Origin of the sequence: Mycolicibacterium parafortuitum (genome assembly GCF_010725485.1) — a bacterium.
In the GTDB taxonomy this organism is placed as follows: Bacteria; Actinomycetota; Actinomycetes; order Mycobacteriales; family Mycobacteriaceae; genus Mycobacterium.
On sequence record NZ_AP022598.1, the window covers coordinates 4,529,657 to 4,546,172 of the forward strand.

Annotated in this window: 18 protein-coding genes; 13 read left to right on the plus strand and 5 right to left on the minus strand. The window is 67.3% G+C overall.

Translation table 11 applies throughout. The annotated features are described in order from the left end of the window. The 4 genes from NTM_RS21425 to NTM_RS21440 are packed head-to-tail and all read left to right on the plus strand — an operon-like array spanning position 1 to position 3,875. On the plus strand, positions 1-807 hold the full coding sequence (locus NTM_RS21425; protein WP_163767640.1) for an enoyl-CoA hydratase/isomerase family protein: 807 nt from the start codon (positions 1-3) through the stop codon (positions 805-807). Beyond that, complete coding sequence (locus NTM_RS21430) at positions 797-1,612, plus strand: enoyl-CoA hydratase/isomerase family protein (protein ID WP_272955238.1); 816 nt, start codon at positions 797-799, stop codon at positions 1,610-1,612. The genes NTM_RS21425 and NTM_RS21430 overlap by 11 nt, the downstream gene beginning before the upstream one ends. Then, positions 1,609-2,409 (plus strand): enoyl-CoA hydratase/isomerase family protein, encoded by an 801-nt coding sequence (locus NTM_RS21435; RefSeq protein ID WP_163767647.1) that lies wholly within the window; start codon positions 1,609-1,611, stop codon positions 2,407-2,409. The genes NTM_RS21430 and NTM_RS21435 overlap by 4 nt, the downstream gene beginning before the upstream one ends. Continuing rightward, entirely contained in the window at positions 2,406-3,875 is a 1,470-nt protein-coding gene (locus NTM_RS21440) for a class I adenylate-forming enzyme family protein (RefSeq protein ID WP_163767649.1), read from the plus strand. The genes NTM_RS21435 and NTM_RS21440 overlap by 4 nt, the downstream gene beginning before the upstream one ends. Here the strand turns inward: NTM_RS21440 and NTM_RS21445 are convergent. Then, positions 3,826-4,698: a hypothetical protein gene (locus tag NTM_RS21445; RefSeq protein ID WP_163767651.1), complete on the minus strand. Its 873-nt coding sequence runs from the start codon at positions 4,696-4,698 to the stop codon at positions 3,826-3,828. The genes NTM_RS21440 and NTM_RS21445 overlap by 50 nt on opposite strands. A 160-nt stretch (positions 4,699-4,858) precedes the next feature. Here NTM_RS21445 and NTM_RS21450 point away from each other — a divergent pair, with 160 nt between their 5' ends. The 3 genes from NTM_RS21450 to NTM_RS21460 all read left to right on the plus strand — a co-directional run bounded on the left by NTM_RS21450 (position 4,859) and on the right by NTM_RS21460 (position 5,950). Next, positions 4,859-5,167, plus strand: a complete 309-nt coding sequence (locus NTM_RS21450) for an ArsR/SmtB family transcription factor (RefSeq protein ID WP_104861024.1) — start codon at positions 4,859-4,861, stop codon at positions 5,165-5,167. Continuing rightward, positions 5,164-5,553 (plus strand): VOC family protein, encoded by a 390-nt coding sequence (locus NTM_RS21455; RefSeq protein WP_163767653.1) that lies wholly within the window; start codon positions 5,164-5,166, stop codon positions 5,551-5,553. The genes NTM_RS21450 and NTM_RS21455 overlap by 4 nt, the downstream gene beginning before the upstream one ends. A gap of 76 nt (positions 5,554-5,629) precedes the next feature. Next, on the plus strand, positions 5,630-5,950 hold the full coding sequence (locus tag NTM_RS21460; protein WP_083143722.1) for an EthD family reductase: 321 nt from the start codon (positions 5,630-5,632) through the stop codon (positions 5,948-5,950). Between the two features lie 16 nt (positions 5,951-5,966). Here NTM_RS21460 and NTM_RS21465 read toward each other — a convergent pair whose 3' ends face one another. Next, positions 5,967-6,740: an amino acid ABC transporter ATP-binding protein gene (locus NTM_RS21465; RefSeq protein ID WP_163767656.1), complete on the minus strand. Its 774-nt coding sequence runs from the start codon at positions 6,738-6,740 to the stop codon at positions 5,967-5,969. Further along, the gene (locus NTM_RS21470) at positions 6,737-8,173 is read right to left on the minus strand and encodes an amino acid ABC transporter substrate-binding protein/permease (RefSeq protein WP_179964080.1); all 1,437 of its coding nucleotides are present in this window, start codon (positions 8,171-8,173) and stop codon (positions 6,737-6,739) included. The genes NTM_RS21465 and NTM_RS21470 overlap by 4 nt, the downstream gene beginning before the upstream one ends. 330 nt (positions 8,174-8,503) lie before the next feature. On the opposite strand from NTM_RS21470, the gene NTM_RS21475 reads away from it, so the two are divergent. Continuing rightward, entirely contained in the window at positions 8,504-9,280 is a 777-nt protein-coding gene (locus tag NTM_RS21475; protein ID WP_104861020.1) for an SDR family NAD(P)-dependent oxidoreductase, read from the plus strand. Between the two features lie 98 nt (positions 9,281-9,378). Here the strand turns inward: NTM_RS21475 and NTM_RS21480 are convergent, their stop codons facing one another. Then, the gene (locus NTM_RS21480; protein ID WP_104861019.1) at positions 9,379-9,657 is read right to left on the minus strand and encodes a hypothetical protein; all 279 of its coding nucleotides are present in this window, start codon (positions 9,655-9,657) and stop codon (positions 9,379-9,381) included. Between the two features lie 232 nt (positions 9,658-9,889). Between NTM_RS21480 and NTM_RS21485 the strand changes: the two genes are divergently transcribed. From NTM_RS21485 to NTM_RS21505, 5 genes are read left to right on the plus strand one after another with little or no spacing between them, the layout of a single operon-like run. Next, complete coding sequence (locus NTM_RS21485; RefSeq protein WP_163767662.1) at positions 9,890-10,849, plus strand: ABC transporter substrate-binding protein; 960 nt, start codon at positions 9,890-9,892, stop codon at positions 10,847-10,849. Next, positions 10,846-11,718, plus strand: a complete 873-nt coding sequence (locus NTM_RS21490) for an ABC transporter permease (protein ID WP_163767665.1) — start codon at positions 10,846-10,848, stop codon at positions 11,716-11,718. Before NTM_RS21485 ends, NTM_RS21490 begins: the two co-directional genes overlap by 4 nt. Continuing rightward, positions 11,715-12,452, plus strand: a complete 738-nt coding sequence (locus NTM_RS21495; RefSeq protein ID WP_163767667.1) for an ABC transporter ATP-binding protein — start codon at positions 11,715-11,717, stop codon at positions 12,450-12,452. Before NTM_RS21490 ends, NTM_RS21495 begins: the two co-directional genes overlap by 4 nt. Beyond that, positions 12,436-14,037 carry an FAD-binding protein gene (locus tag NTM_RS21500; protein ID WP_163767670.1) on the plus strand — a complete coding sequence of 534 codons (1,602 nt, stop codon included), beginning with the start codon at positions 12,436-12,438 and terminating at the stop codon, positions 14,035-14,037. Before NTM_RS21495 ends, NTM_RS21500 begins: the two co-directional genes overlap by 17 nt. Next, positions 14,034-14,450: a 4Fe-4S dicluster domain-containing protein gene (locus tag NTM_RS21505; RefSeq protein ID WP_104861014.1), complete on the plus strand. Its 417-nt coding sequence runs from the start codon at positions 14,034-14,036 to the stop codon at positions 14,448-14,450. The genes NTM_RS21500 and NTM_RS21505 overlap by 4 nt, the downstream gene beginning before the upstream one ends. Here NTM_RS21505 and NTM_RS21510 read toward each other — a convergent pair. Further along, a complete protein-coding gene (locus tag NTM_RS21510; protein ID WP_163767673.1) occupies positions 14,447-16,444 on the minus strand; it encodes a DUF7064 domain-containing protein in 1,998 nt (665 codons plus the stop codon). The two genes, NTM_RS21505 and NTM_RS21510, sit on opposite strands and share 4 nt — an antisense overlap. Between the last annotated feature and the right edge of the window lie 72 nt (positions 16,445-16,516).

A 16,516-nucleotide genomic window follows, 5' to 3' on the forward strand; every position in this document is an offset into this window, starting at 1 on the left:
ATGGACTATCCGAGTGTGCCCGGCCTGCTGGCCGAACAGCAGGGGCCAGTGCTACGGCTGACGCTTGATCGCCCCGATCGCCGCAACGCGGTCGACGACACGATGCTCGACGCGTTGATCGGGCACCTCGCTGCCGTGGGCACCGACGAGTCGGTGCGGGTCATCCGCATCGATGCCACAGGCCCGGACTTCTGCGCGGGGTCGGACCTGATCGCCAACAACGTCAGATCCGAACGCAAGCCGCGCGTCGGGAGCACCCAGCGGCGACTTCCCAACAAGGCCAACAGGCTCATCCCGCTGATGACGGAGACCCAGGTCCCCATCGTCACGGTGGTGCGTGGCTGGGCAGCCGGGCTCGGCTTCCACCTGGCGCTGGCCTCGGACTTCTGCGTCGCTGCCGGCACCGCGAAGTTCTGGGAACCGTTCATGGCACGCGGATTCACCCCAGACAGCGGCGCGGCGTGGCTGCTCCCCCGGCTCATCGGGATGGTGCGCACGCGCAAACTGCTGATGCTCGGCGAGGAACTGTCCGGGTCTGCAGCCGCGGAGTGGGAGGTGATCCACCACGCATGCGCGGAGGAAGACCTGGACCGCAGCGCCGCCGCGCTTGTCGACACCCTCGCCAAGGCGCCGACGGTGGCGCTCGGCCTGACGAAATGGCTGCTGCACAGCGGAATCGGCCTCGATCTGGACCGTCACCTGCACAATGAGGCGATGGCACTCGAGCTGTCCAGCCGCAGTGAGGATTTCAAAGAAGGCCTGGCCGCATTCCGCGATAAACGCGAGGCCGAGTTTCGTGGACGATAGCTACCAGCGGCTGACCGTGTCGACTGCCGACGGAGTCGGATGGCTGATCCTGAACCGGCCCGACGCGGCGAACGCTTTCGACGCCCTGATGCTCGACGAGCTCGAACAGGCCTGGGCACAACTCGACGCCGATCCGGAGGTACGCGTAATCGTCAACGCGGCCAACGGAAAAGCGTTCTGCACCGGGATGGACGTGGTGCAGGTGGCCCGTGACAAGGCCGCGATGCGCCTGCACTCGCGCCGGACCCGGGATGCCGAACTCAAGATCTCGTCGTGGCACTGCGGCGTCTGGAAACCGGTGATCGCTGCGGTCAACGGTGTCGTCGCCGGCGGCGGTTTGCATCTGGTCGCCGACGCCGACATCGTCATCGCCTCCGAAGAAGCCTCGTTCGTCGATCCCCACGTGTCGGTCGGACAGGCTGTCGCGTACGAGGCGATCACCCTCATCCGGAAGTCCCCGATGGAGGCGATCACCCGGATGGCGTTGAGCGGAAGGGGCGAACGGATATCTGCCGAGCGTGCGCGCGAATTGGGGATCGTCTCCGAGGTCCTTCCGGCCGACCGGCTTCGCTCCACCGCGGCGTCGCTGGCGGCCGCCGTCGCGGCCAACTCACCGACCGCACTGCGTGCGACCAAGAAGGCGCTGTGGCGGTCGCTTGAGGTCGGGCTGAGCCAGGCCCGGCACGAAGCCACCGAGCAGATCTGGCGCCTGCGCGATCATCCCGACCACGCCGAAGGCGCTCGCGCCTGGCGGGACAAGCGTCGTCCGGTGTGGCAACCCGACAACTCGGTGGAGGTGCCGTGACCTATCGAAGGCTCGTCGTGGAACGCCGCGGCCCGGTGGGCTGGATCATCAACGACCGCCCCGAAAGGCTCAACGCCTACGACGCCGTGATGCGGGCCGAGTTTCCCAGAGCATGGACCGAATTGGACGCCGATCCGCAAGTTCGGGTCATCGTGCACACCGGCAACGGCAAGGCGTTCCAGGTCGGTGCCGATATGGAGGAGCTCGACGGCGAGGCGGTGCTCCAGTTCCAGGAGACGATGCGCACCCTCGACCTGAAGCTGACGGCCTGGCACTGCAAGGTCGGCAAGCCGGTCATCACCGCGATCAACGGCGTGTGCGCCGGGGGTGGCCTGCACTGGGTGGCCGACGCCGACATCGTCATCGCGTCGTCGAATGCCACCTTTCTCGATCCGCATGTGTCGATCGGTCAGGTCAGTGCGTTGGAAACCATCGCGTTGATGCGCAAGATGCCTGCCGAGGCGGTCATGCGCATGGCACTGGTCGGCAGCCATGAGTTGCTCTCCGCTGCGCGTGCCTACGAACTCGGCATGATCAGCCAGGTCGTCGATCCCCCCGAAACACTCCGCGACGTCGCCCAGCAACTCGCCGAGAAGATCGCGAAGAACTCCCCGTCGGCGATGCGTGCGACCAAACGAGCGCTGTGGGGTGCGCTCGAACTGGGTCTCACCGATGCCTGCCGCGAAGGTGCCAAGCACCTGACGTCGATGTGGGGTCACCCCGACCAGAACGAAGGCCCGGTCGCGTTCGCCGAGAAGCGAACCCCGCAGTGGCTGCCCCTGGAGAAGGACGCATGAGCCTGGCCGAGCTGCTCGGCGACGCGCCCGAGATCGCCGTGCACACAGTGGCTGCCGACATCACGCGCGAAGAGGTGTCCGCCGGCGCGGACGGTTTGGCCGCGCTGCTCAGCGCGTCCGGGGTGGAGATCGGTCAGGTGGTGGCGGCGATGCTGCCCAACGATCCCACCACCGTGGCCGCGCTGTTCGGCACCTGGCGTGCCGGAGGCGTCTACACCCCGTTGAATCCCCGGGTCGCGGACGCCGAATTGAGCTCCCAGCTCGAGACACTGTCCCCCGTCGCCGTCGTCACCACCGCCGAACACGCCTCCCGGTTCGCGGACTTCGGTCTGCCCGTCCATGTCCGCGACGGGTCGGGGTGGACGGTTCACCCGCCGGCCCGCCCCGCTGTCGGGACTCCTCGGCGTTACGACTCCGATGTCGCGCTGCTGCAGTTCACTTCGGGCACCACGGGGGCACCCAAGCCTGTTCCGCTACGGCATGCCACCGTGGTCGACCTGATCGACCGACTGCTCGCCAAGCTGAGGGGCCCGAAACCCGCTGTTGAAGAATCGAAGCGGGCGCCGATGCCGAACCTGGTGCCGTTGTCCCTGTCGCTGTGGGCCGGGATCTATCAGGTGCTATTCGCGTTCCGGGCGGGCGCCGGCGTCATCCTGATGGATCGCTTCACCCCGGGCGAGTTCGCGACCCTGATCGGCCGCCATCAGCTGCGGTCGACAGTGCTGCCGCCCGCCGCGCTGACCATGGTGCTGCACGACGAGACCGTCACCGACCTTGCCCCGCTGAAGATCGTCCGCTCGATCACCGCGCCGCTGTCACCCGTGCATGCCGCGCGCTTCCGCGACAAGTTCGGTGTGCTGGTGCTCAATTCCTACGGCCAGACCGAACTCGGCGGCGAAGTGGTCGGTTGGTCGGCCGCCGATGCGCGCGAGTTCGGCGGGGCCAAACTCGGCTCGGTCGGCCGGCCGCTGCCCGGCATCGACGTGATGATCTCCGCGGACGAGGTGCTGGTGCGCACTCCCACCACCGCGGCGCGCAAGATCGATCCGGCGTTTCACGACAGGCTCACCGACGAGGGTTGGTTCCATACCGGCGACCTGGGCTGGTTCGACGACGACGGATTCCTGTGGCTCGACGGGCGGGTCTCCGACATGATCAATCGCGGCGGTCTGAAGGTGTTCCCGGGCACCGTCGAAGATGTGCTGATGGGTGCCGACGGCGTCCTGGAAGCAGCGGTCGTCGGCGTGCCCGATGACCGCCTCGGCGAGGTGCCGTGGGCCTTCGTGGTCCGCAAGGACGAGGCAGTCACCGAACAGGGGCTGATCCAGTGGTGCCGCGACCGGCTGACGCCCTACCGGGTGCCGGTGCGCGTGGTCTTCGTCGAACGGTTGCCCCGCAACGACGTCGGGAAAGTGGTCAAGCGGGAGTTGACCACCCTCGCCGGAACAGATGCGATGCGACCGTGATCAGCCGCCCGCCCGCGCCGTCGTCGTAGCCGAGGGTGCGCGTCGCGAGGGTGCCCGCGGCGGATCTCTGGTCCCCGACCACCTCGGACACGTACCGGAACGGGCCGGTCTTGCCGCGTGCGAGGAACATGACGTGCGACGAGACGCCGGTGATCGCGTCGCTACCCGCCGCCTCGGTCGCGATTCCCCTGGCAGCCGCCTCGAGCACGACGAACTGCGGTCCGATGTGCAGCGCCGCATCAGGTGATGCGACATCGACGGTCAACTCGGGCAGCGACCACGTCCGCTCGTCGACCCGAGCTCCTCCGAACACCTGCCACAACGGCGGCAGGTCGGGGGAATCCACCACCACGATCGGCTCGACCACCATCTTTCCCAGACCCTCGGGGGGGACACCGATCGAGACGCCCTGGCCCTCGGTCAGTGCCAGCACCCGGTCAGGGTGATCGGCGTCCACGATCAGCGAACGGCTGTAGGACATCCGCTGCCCCCGCTTGAGATCCTCCGTGCGGACCTCGAACCGACGCACATCGACGCCTGGATCGATGATCTGGCACGAGTGAACCACCGGATTGGGCACCGCTTCCATGTCGGTGATCAGGCCCCCCTCCGGGGACGCGATACCGTAGACGGCAAACAGGATGCCTCCCGTGCCGTCGCGCATGTCGTGGCGGACCGCGACGGTGTCGTCGGCCGGTCCGACGTTCATCGAGCCATGGTTGCGTCCGATATAGCGGTAGCTCAGCAGCCCGCCCCAGCGCCGCTCAAGTTCCGCGGCGTAGGCAGCCGGGTCGTCGGTGAGTTCCCTGATATCCCGGAGCACGCTGTCGGCCCACCTTCCCGCATCGCGTGAGAACAACTGTTCTCATATCAGGAGAACGATGCTATCGCGGCGAGAATGCGCGTGCGCAGGTTACGAATACAGCCACCTGGACCGGCTCGAAGGTTGACATGCAAGCAGGCACTTGCCTATTGTCGGCGACGTGGAGCACGCCGTATCGGCCGATGTCTTCAGGGCACTTGCCGACCCGACCCGCCGCACCATCCTCGACGAACTGACCGACCGTGACGGGCAGACCCTGTTCGAGATCTGTGCGCGCCTGACCACCAAGCACGGCATCAGCTCATCGCGCCAGGCGACCTCGCAGCATCTCGGTGTGCTCGAAGACGCCGGGCTGATCCGGAGCCGACGCGAAGGCCGGTACAAGTTCCACTACCTCGACACCGCGCCGCTGCTCGAGATCGCCGACCGCTGGTTGCAGCCCGGTGCGCAGAAGGAAGGATCGGCATGAAAATCAAGTACACCAGCGTGATGGTCGACGACCAGGAGAAGGCGCTGCGGTTCTACACCGACGTCCTCGGATTTCTCGTCAAACACGACGTTCCGATGGGAGACGCCCGATGGATCACCGTCGTGTCGCCCGAGAACCCGGCCGGCACCGAACTGGTGCTCGAACCCGACGCGCATCCGGCCGTGCGGCCGTTCAAGGACGCCCTGGTCGCCGACGGCATTCCGTTCACGGCGTTCGTCGTCGGCGACGTGCGCGCGGAGTACGAGCGGCTGCGCGGCCTCGGCGTCACTTTCACCCAGGAACCCACCGATATGGGCCCGGTGACCACCGCCGTCCTCGACGACACCTGCGGCAACCTGATCCAGATCCAAAGCGCCACGCGCTAGCCGCGCCAGCGACGTGGATTACTGACCGGCATGTGCGCGTTCCTGTCGATGGAAACCCGACTGTCCAGGAGCGAACATGCCTGAAACCAAGATCACCGCCATCTACGACAACCCGCTCGATCCCGCCGCGTTCGAATCGGCCTATGAATCAGAGCAACTGGAAGCGGCCCGTCGCATTCCGGGGCACATCCGCCTGGAAGCTTCGAAGGTCTGGCCGAAGGAGGATGGGAGCCCGACGCCTGCGTACCGCATGATCGACCTGTACTTCACGGATTACGACGCGGCAAGCGCGGCCGTGCAGACCCCGGAGGCCGGCGCCTTCTTCGAGGCGCTCGGCCGGCTGTCCACCGGCGGTGTGCGAGTGCTGTTCTCGGAGATCGAGACCACCGCGGGCTGAAGACACCGCGCGACCGTCAGAGGACCTTGGACAGAAATTCCTGCAGTCTGGGGTGTTTCGGGTTGTCGAAGATCTCGGCCGGCGTCCCCTCCTCGACGATGTGACCGTCTGCCATGAAGATCACCCGGGACGCGACCTCCCGGGCGAATCCCATCTCGTGGGTCACCACCACCATGGTCATCCCGGCAACGGCCAGCGCGCGTAACACCTCCAGCACATCGCCCACCATCTCCGGGTCGAGCGCGCTGGTGGCCTCGTCGAACAGCATGATCGACGGATTCATCGCCAGCGCCCTGGCGATCGCGACGCGCTGCTTCTGACCACCCGAGAGTGTCGACGGTTTCACGTCCGCCTTCTCGGCCAGCCCGACCTGCGCGAGCAGGTCGCGTGCCTTCTTCTCGGCGTCCGCCCTCGTCATCTTCTTGGTGAGCAGCGGTGCGAGGGTGATGTTCTCCAGCACCGTCATGTGCGGGAACAGGTTGAAGTGCTGGAACACCATGCCGATGTGCTGGCGCACCTTGTCGAGGTCGACCTTCGGGTCGGTGAGGTCGAAATCGTCGATGACGACCCTGCCGCCGGTGATGTCCTCCAGCTTGTTCAAACACCGCAGCAACGTCGACTTCCCCGACCCCGACGGACCGATGACACAGACCACCTCGCCGTGGGTGACGGTGGTGTCGATACCGTCGAGCACAACCAGATCACCGAATGATTTCTTCAGACCTTCGATCCGGATCTTCACCGTGCCGGGGGGCTCGGCGGCCACGGCTTCGGGTATCAGTTCACTCATTTGACGAGCCGCCTCTCCAGCCGGTCGGACAGTTTGGTCAGCGCCATGATGACGACGAAGTAGATGACGCCGACGATCAACCACATCTCGAACGCCTTGTAGTTGCCGGCGATGATGATGCGACCGCTCTGGGTCAACTCGGCGATGCCGAGCACCGACAGGATCGAGGTGTCCTTGAGGGTGATGACGAACTGGTTGATGTACGACGGGATCATCGTTCGTACCGCCTGCGGCAGAATGACTTTGCGCATGGTTGGCAGGTAACCGATACCCAGGCTGCGGGCGGCTTCCATCTGCCCCTTGTCGACCGACAGGATGCCGCCGCGGACGATCTCGGTCATGTAGGCGCCCGCGTTGAGGGACAGCGTGATGATGCCCGCGGTCACCGCCGACATCTGGAACCCGAACGTCGCCGGAATGCCGAAGTAGATGAAGAACGCCTGCACCAGAAGCGGTGTACCGCGGAAGATGTCGACGAAGGTGGTGCCGATGGCCCGTAGCCAGATCGACCGGGACACCCTGGCCAGCCCGAAGATGACACCGAGGATCAGCGCGAAGAAGATCGAGACGACAGTCAGGATGATCGTCATCTTCAAGCCGGCCAGCAGCATCGGGCTCGTGCTCTTGATCAGACCGAAGAAGGAGTCGTCGCCGGTCGCCGCGTCCTCGCCGAGATAGGTCTGCAGGATCTCGTCGTAGCGGCCCTGCGCCTTCAGGTTCTCCAGACCGGCGTTGAACTTCTGCAACAGTTCGGCATTGCGGCCCTTGTTGACCGCGAACCCGTATCCGGTCGGATCTTCCTTCGGTGTCACGGTTTTGAACCCGTTGCCCTGCGCTATGCCGTACAACAGCACCGGGTAGTCCTCGAAGACCGCCACCGAGTTCCCGGTCTTCACCTCGTCGAACATCGTCGAGGAGTCGGCGAACGACACGACTTCGAAGCCGTACTGGTCTTTGATCGAGTTCGCGAAATCCGAACCCTGGGTGCCGTTCTTGACCGATACCCGCTTACCGCGAAGGTCCTCGTAGGACTTGATGTCCTCGTTGTCTTCGAGCACCGCCATCTGAATACCGGATTCGAAGTACGGTTCGGAGAAGTCGAAGACCTTCCTGCGCTCATCGGTGATCGACATACCGGCGATGACGCCATCGACCTGATTGGCCTGTACGGCCTGCAGCGCGGCGTCGAAGCCGAGCGGCTTGATGTCGACGTTGAAGCCCTGATCCTCGGCGATCGCCCGGATCAGATCCATGTCGATGCCGACGAAGTCGCCACTGGCATTCTGGAATTCGAACGGCGCAAACGTGGTATCGGTGGCGACGGTGTAGGTTTCGCCTTCCGCGGTGGCCGTGGCCGGCAGTGCCAGGGCGGCCCCGAACAGTCCGACGAGGATGGCGGCGATCAGTATTCGCAGCCTGCCCGTCCGGCACATCGGCGATTGGGGGCTCCGGGCCGACAACCCTTCGGTTCCCATGTTGGCCTCCTGATCCGTCGGTGTCTGCCACGCTAGAACCTATCGCCGCCGTGTGGCCTTCGGGCGATCTCAACCAATCTGCGTGTCGGCGCCGAGATCACCGGCACGATCCAACGGCACGGTTGGCCGCAGAGCCAGTTTGCCGTGGGCGCGCGGTGAAGGCCGCGAAGAAGCGTTTGCGCAGTATGACAATGCCACGCCCGCGAAGCTCGACCACCGCCACGGATAGCCCCACCAGCCTGCGACGCCTCCGGCCGGCTCGGCGAACGGCTGTTCTACACTCACGCTGTGGACGTCAATGGAACAAGCGCAATTGTCACCGGCGGTGCCTCGGGCATCGGCGCCGCGACCGCCCGACTGCTGGCATCCCAGGGTGCCCGCGTCGTCATCGCCGATCTGCAGGCGGAACGCGGTCAGGAACTCGCACACGAGATCGGCGGCGTGTACGTCAGCGTCGACGTGACCGATACCTCCCAGATCGAAGACGCCGTGAACACCGCCGCCGATCTCGGGCCGCTCCGTTCGCTCGTCAACTCGGCCGGAATCGGTTGGGCGCAGCGCACGATCGGTAAGGACGGCGAGTTCGCCTCGGCGCACAACCTGGACGCGTACAAGAAGGTGCTCGCGATCAACCTGGTCGGAACCTTCGACTGCATCCGTCTGGCGGCCACCGCGATGAGCCGGCTCGACCTCACCGAGTCCGGCGAGCGCGGCGCGATCGTCAACATGACCAGCGTGGCGGCCTTCGATGGCCAGATCGGCCAGGCCGCGTACTCGTCGTCCAAGGGTGGCGTCGTCGGCCTGACCCTGCCGGTGGCCCGCGATCTCGCCGCCGTCGGGATCCGCGTGAACACCGTCGCACCGGGCCTGATCGACACACCGATCTACGGCGAAGGACCCGACTCGGAGGCGTTCAAAGCCAAGCTCGGCGAGTCGGTTCTCTACCCGCGCCGTCTCGGCAAGCCTGAGGAACTGGCTTCGATGGTGGTCGAGCTGATCACCAACTCGTATATGAACGCCGAAGTCGTCCGCGTCGACGGTGGCATCCGGATGCCCCCCAAGTAACAGTCATCCCGCAGGCCCGGCCGTCTCTCAGACGGCCGGGCCTTTGCTTTTCGGGCCAGTCACGACGTCCGGGTGTGATCCTGCAGGCCGTCCGACCGTCAGGAGTCGGACGGGCAGTCGATCGACACCGTTGCGACGGGCTTCGTCGCCGAGTTGACCCCGGACACGGTGCACATCCCCAGTGGCAGGTTCGCCGGTTCGCCGTCCACCCAATTGAACTGGACGTCGTAGCCCTCGTGGGCAAGGTTCTCAATCGTCTGGGCGGGCGAAACGACGGCCTGCGGCGCGGGGTCGGCGTGGGCGAACGGAGCAAAGGCCAGCATGGCGGCCGGTCCCGCCATCGACATTGCGGTGATGATCCCTCGGGTGCGCGTCATGGCGGTCCTCTCGCTCGGCCAGGTGACCGTTTCGACGGTATCGCCGAGCGCCGGCGGATTCGCTTCGCGATCTCTGCAGATTCGCTGTGACCTTCCTGGGCGAGCGGTGACATACCCCGGCAGCGACGGTGTTCTGGTCACCCTGAGCGCAAAGGTGGTCCACTCCGGGGCGGTGCCGGTCTACTTGTGCCGATCCGTGCTCGTCGGCATAACTTCCCGGAGGCCCTTTTTCATGTTCCGCCACCTCGTGCGCACCGCCCTGACACTCGCTGTCCTCGGTACGGCCGTCGCCTGCGGTAGCGGAGACGACGGTTCCGGCGGCTACACGCTGCGCATCGGTGCCACCTCACCGACCGGCACCCCGGCCGGCTCGCTCGGATGGGGTGACAAGCAAGGCATCCTCGCCGACGAACTCAAGAAGGCCGGAGTCGACAAGATCGAGTACTCGTTCTTCCAGTCCGGTAGTGACGTCGCATCGGCCCTGATCGCGGGCGCCGTCGACGTCGCGGCAATCGGCGACAACCCCGGCCTGCGCACACGCAGCAAGAATCCCGACGTGGTCCTGCTCAGCCTCGACTCGATCAACGGTGACGCGTGGCTGGTAGGCGCCAAAGGGGGACCGACGGACATCCAGGGGCTGGTCGGCAAATCGGTGACCGCACCGCAGGGCACCATCCGCGACAGGGCGGCCAGGCAGCTCATCGACGCTGCCGGACTGGCCGGCAAGATCCAGGTGCGCGATGTCCCGACCCCCGAATCGATCGCCGGCCTCAGCTCCGGCCAGATCGACGCCACGGTCGTGACCGGGGCCAGTGCGATCGAGTTGGCGCACAAGGGCTTCCCCATCATCGACAGCCTGGGCCGACACGGCATGGGCAGTACAGGCACCAACATCGCGCTGACCCCCTTCCTCGACGAGCACCCCGGATTCGCCGATGCATGGCGCTCGGCGGTCACCGCCGTCAACCGGGACATCCAGGACAACTTCGACGCGTACGCCCAGTGGGTCGCCCAAACCGACGGCACCGAGCTCGAATTCGTCAAGGAATCCACCCGGCCCGACGAGTTCAACACCGAACCGTTCCCGACCGAAGGAGTCGACCAGCTGCAGGCCGCCTACGATTTCCTGGCGGCCGACGGGTCCCTGGAGAATTCGTTCGACGTGCGCGAGTGGGCCGGAGCCACGTCGTGACCGCGATCGCCGCGCAGCGACGTCCCGTGGCCCCCGCCGCCCCGGAGCTCGTCGACGTCGTCGCCAAAAGCGGCCGCAGCCGCGGACTCTGGGCCCGGATCCCGCGCCCGGTGCGCCGCATGGTCAGCCCGGTGCTGATCCTGGCCGCGTGGGGCATCGGCTCGGCCACCGGGTTGCTCAACGAGGACCTGTTCCCGCCGCCGTCGGACGTGGCGGTCACCGCGTGGCGTCTGCTGACCGACGGTCAGCTGGCGCTGCACGTGGGTACCTCGACCGCCCGGGTGTTGATCGGCACCGTCCTGGGGATCACGCTGGGCGTGGTGCTGGCGGTCCTCGCCGGGTTGACCCGCACCGGTGAGGACCTCCTGGATTGGAGCATGCAGATCCTCAAGGCCGTCCCGAACTTCGCGCTGACCCCGCTGCTCATCATCTGGATGGGTATCGGCGAGGGACCCAAGATCGTGCTGATCACCCTCGGCGTCGCGATCGCGATCTACATCAACACCTATTCCGGCATCCGCGGTGTGGACCAGCAGCTGGTGGAGATGGCGCAGACATTGGAGGCGCGGCGCTTTACGCTGATCACCCAGGTGATCCTGCCCGGCGCGATGCCGAACTTCCTGATCGGCCTGCGCCTCGGACTGTCCAGCGCGTGGCTGAGCCTGATCTTCGCCGAGATGATCAACACCACCGAGGGAATCGGATTCCTGATGTCCCGCGCCCAGACCAATCTGCAGTTCGACGTCTCGCTGCTGGTGATCGTCATCTACGCGGTGCTCGGGCTCGCCTCCTATGCGTTGGTCCGGCTGCTGGAGCGGGTTCTGCTGTCGTGGCGCAACGGTTTTGCCGGATTCGAGGCAACGGTATGAGTGCCGCGGTGGTCTCGGTCCGCGGCCTGCGTCGCTCGTTCGGCGCCCAGCAGGTCCTCGACGATCTCGACCTGCACATCGCCGACGGCGAGTTCGTCGCGATGCTGGGCCGTTCCGGTTCCGGCAAGAGCACGCTGCTGCGCATCCTCGCCGGTCTCGACGGCCAGGCCGAGGGGTCGGTGATCGTGCCGCGCTCGCGTGCGGTCGTCTTCCAGAATCCACGCCTGTTGCCCTGGCGCCGCGCGCTGGCCAACGTCACGTTCGCGCTGCCCGACGGCGGGCCGGATGCCCCGGGCCGGGCCGCCCGCGGGCAGGCGGCGCTCGAGGAGGTCGGGCTCGCCGACAAGGCCCGCGCGTGGCCGCTGTCGCTGTCAGGCGGTGAGGCCCAACGTGTTTCGCTGGCCCGTGCGCTGGTGCGCGAACCCGACCTGTTGTTGCTGGATGAGCCGTTCGGGGCGCTCGACGCGTTGACCCGGCTCAAGATGTATCGCCTGCTCCACGATCTGTGGTCGCGCAGGCATATGGCGGTCCTGCACGTCACCCACGACGTCGACGAGGCAATCCTGCTCGCCGACCGGGTGGTAGTGCTGTCCGACGGCAAGGTGTCGCTGAACCGCGACGTCGATCTACCGTTCCCGCGCAGCCGCGGCGACGACGGATTCGACGAGCTGCGCCGCATTCTGCTGGCCGAACTGGGGGTGCAGGAGGAGGTCGGGCATGACCGGAGCCGGTGACGTCGACACACAGCACACAGACGTCCTGGTGCTCGGCGGCGGCCCGGCAGCCACCTGGGCCGCGATCGCGGCCGCCGAGACGGGCAGCCGGGTCACGTTGGTGGACAAAGGTTATTGCGGCACCAGCGGGGCCACCGCCGCCGGCGGCAACAACCTGTGGTTGATCCCACCCGGCCGGCGCCGCGACGAGTCGATGCGCGAGCGAGAGGCCGCCGCAGGCGGTCTGACCGACGCCGACTGGATGGCGCGGGTGCTGTCCGCGTCATGGGATCGCGTCGAACAGCTCGCGTCGTGGGGATATCCATTCCCGGTCGATGACGACGGGCGCCAGCTACGCAGCAGCCTGCAGGGCCCTGAGTACATGCGCCGGATGCGCCGCAAGGCCCACCGCAGCGGGGTACGGATTCTCGACCACCACCCGGCCACCGCGCTGACCACCGACGGCGACGGAGTCGTCAACGGCGCCACCGGGATCGCCCGTCAGGACGGCGGGCGGCCGTGGCGCATCGCGGCGGGCGCGGTGGTTCTCGCCACCGGTGGCACCGCGTTCCTGTCCGGGTCGTTCGGCACCAACGTCGACACCGGTGACGGGCTCCTGATGGCCGCCGAGGTCGGAGCTCACCTGTCCGGCATGGAGTTCAGCACCGCCTACGCGTTGGCGCCGGAATGGGGCACCCATACCAAGGGCCGCATGCTGCAGTGGGCCAGTTTCTACGACGAGCAGGGCCGGCCGTTTCCGACCGAGCGCGGGCTGGCCGGACGCCAGGACGCGCAACGGGCCCTGGCTCAGGGCAAACGGGTGTTCGCGCGGCTGGATCGCGCCCCCGAGCACATCCGGCAGACGATGCGCGACGCGCAGCCGAACTACTTCCTGCCGCTGGACAAGGCGGGCATCGACCCGTTCGTGACGGCCTATCCGCTGCGGATGGTCTACGAGGGCTCAGTGCGCGGCACCGGCGGTCTGCGGCTCACCGGCGCCGACTGCGCCACCACCGTGCCCGGGTTGTTCGCCGCCGGCGACGCGGCCACCCGCGAGCTGATCACCGGGGCGATCAGCGGCGGCGGCAGCCACAACGGCTCGTGGGCCATCGCGTCCGGTTCCTTGGCCGGGCGTGGCGCCGCCGAGTACAGCCGGCGCCGGGAGACCGGCGGTGAGCTCGTCGAGCACGACCGACTCGGCCTGCGACCCGGACCCCACGGCGCTCCGACCGTCGACGAGGTGGTCCGCACCGCGCAGGACCACATCCTGCCGCCGAACCGCAGCCACCGGAAATCCGGCGACCGGCTCACCGAGTCCGCGGCGGCGCTGGAGGCGCTGTGGAGGGACATCTCGGCCGGGCTCGCCCCGGTGCCGCCGCGGGATGCATACAAACCGCGACAGGCCGTCGCGCTGGTCGCCGCGGCCCGGTGGATCACCGCGGCCTCGCTGACACGCACCGAGACCCGGGGCATTCACCGTCGCGAGGACCTACCCGACCAAGACGACAGGCTTACCCACCGCATCCTGGTTGGCGGCCTCGACGACCTCTGGACTTCCCCGGACCCTGTACTGCCCCAACTGATCTCCTCGGAGGCGGTGGCGTGATCGAGATCGTCAGCACCGAAGCATGCATCGCGTGCGACGTGTGCATCAAGGTGTGCCCGACCGACGTGTTCCAGCGCGGCGAGGACGGGATCCCCGTCATCGCCCGCCAGTCGGACTGCCAGACCTGCTTCATGTGCGAGGCCTACTGCCCGGTCGATGCGCTGTACGTCTCCCCCATCTCGGCGCCCGCCGGCCCGGAGAGTCCGCACACCGACGAGGACGAGGTGTCCCGGGCCGGGTTGTTCGGCGGCTACCGCGAGCTCGTCGGATGGGGCCGCGGACGCACCTCCGGCGCGCTGCGTGACCGCAATCCGTTGCTGAAAGCGGTGCCGCCGCTGAGTGAGTCGCGGTTGCCGTCACCGGCGACGGTGGCGGGCACGCCGTGGAACCACCACGAGCAGGCGATCGACTAACCCTGGTTGCGGTTCCATTCGATCCAGCCGGTCCCGGTGCGGCCGTCGGCGGTCGTGACGCTCCCCCACGCCCGCGGGAACTGGCTGACCCGCCCCTCCGCCGAGGTGAGCAGAACCGGCGCCTGGCCACGCACGTCGATGGTCGCCGAGATGCCGCCCGGCGCGAAGTCGAGTGTCGCCGACTGCGGTAAGTCGTTGTCCGTGAACGTGGTTTGCGTCTTCACCGTGGTCAGCTCGACGAGCGGCTCCCCGGCGCGCTGCACGTAGCCCACGGACAGCGGCGGCGCTCCCGGGATCAGGATCTCGACGCCGTGGATGTGGGTGCCGTCGTCGAGGTGGAACGCGCTCCACACCCAGTCCATCCCCCACCAGTCCCGCGCGGCCCAGGAGTGGTCACGCTGGCCCGCCGAGTCGGTGAACTCGTAGCTGTGCCCGTCCGCGGTCACCGTGCCGGAGACCGTGCACGGGATCTCATAGCGCGGCGACACCCGGTACAGATAGGGCGCCCCGACGCTGGTCCAGGTCAGGTCCATCGTGAGGTCGACGGGCCGACCGGTCTCACCGCGCAGCAGCCCCGCCGGGTCGTCGTAGGCCTGACCGCGTCCGCGCAGCGTCACCCGATAGGTTTTCAGCGGTTCGGTGGCGTCCTGGGTCAGCTCGATGCCGTCCGAAACGACCCGGGTGTGATCGTCAGCCGGCGGGGCCTGGAAGTCCAGCACCGCGATCGTCGGCAGCCCGGGCCCGCACAACAGCCCGTTGATCCATGTGTGCCGCTGATTCGGGATCAGTCCCAACCGGATCCACCCACCGACGCCCTGTGCCGGGTCGACGAAGTCGAAGTACCAGCTCTCACTCCACAGCGCCTCGTCCGTGGGCTCATGCCGCCCCTCATCGTCGGCGTCGGGCCGCAACGGCTCCGGGACCGTCGGTTCGGGCAGGATGGCCAGCGCATCGGTGTCGAGGACGTGCTGGCAGTGCCGGGCGATCATCGCCATGAACATCTCGTCGCCGCGCTCGGTGCGCCCGACGAGCATCGGGGACACGATCGACATCAGGACACCGAAGAAGCTCTGGCGGCGCACCCCGTCGCGCACGTCGTCGATCGACACTGCGCAGTCCGGTCCCAGCGCCTGGTGGTAGGCCGCCAGCAGCGCGTCGTAGTGGGCGCGGCGCACCTCGATCGGCAACGATCCGCCGAGGAAGTATGCGACGTCGGTGAATGCCGGTCCCCACGTCACGGTCTGCCAGTCCACGGCCGTCAGCGGCCGGTCGGACCCGTCGTGTCCGAACAGCATGTTGTCCAGCCGGAAATCACCGTGGACCAGCCCGCGCGGGGAGCCGGCGGCATCCTCGGCGGCCATGTACGCGTCGAACGACTCCACCAGTCGCTCGCACACCTCGACGTGTTCCGGGGCGATCTGGTCCCGGTAGCGCTCGATGTAGCCGGCGTACAGCGCAGCCACCAAGCCCTGGTTGACCGGCGACTCCCGGTTGATCCAGTCCGCGCCTTCGAGCGCCTCGTTGCCCAGCAGCGGACCGTGCACCAGGCCCAGTTGGGTCATCGCCAGCTTCGCCTGTTCCGCTGTCGCGCCGTGGATCTCGTCACCGACGGTGGCCGGTGCAGCATCGGCGAGCAGCAGGTCGAACGCGCCGGTGTCAGGGTCGTAGGCGGCGTGGTGGCACGGTGCGACCGGACCGTCGAGGCCGGGGGCGATATCGGTGTAGAAGCGCACCTCGCGTTCGTAGAGCCCCATGGCCAGCCCGGTCTGGCGGCTGCTCGGTTCGGCCGCGGCGACCTTGAGCACGACCGACGCGGGACCGGTCGCACCGTCGGCGTAGCGCAGCTCGACGCGGTAGCACTCGCTCATCTGCCCGGTGCCGATGCGATCGGTGGTGAAGCTGACGACCGGCCCCTCTCCGATCACGGAGGTCAGCCATTCGGGGGTCAGATCAGCGGGGCGTTCGATCAATCGCGGAGGTGTCGTGGAGCTCACCCGGTCAAGGTATAGCAACGCCCGCGTGGCCGCGATCACAACCACCCTAAAAGTTGACTGTTGTCAGAAAAT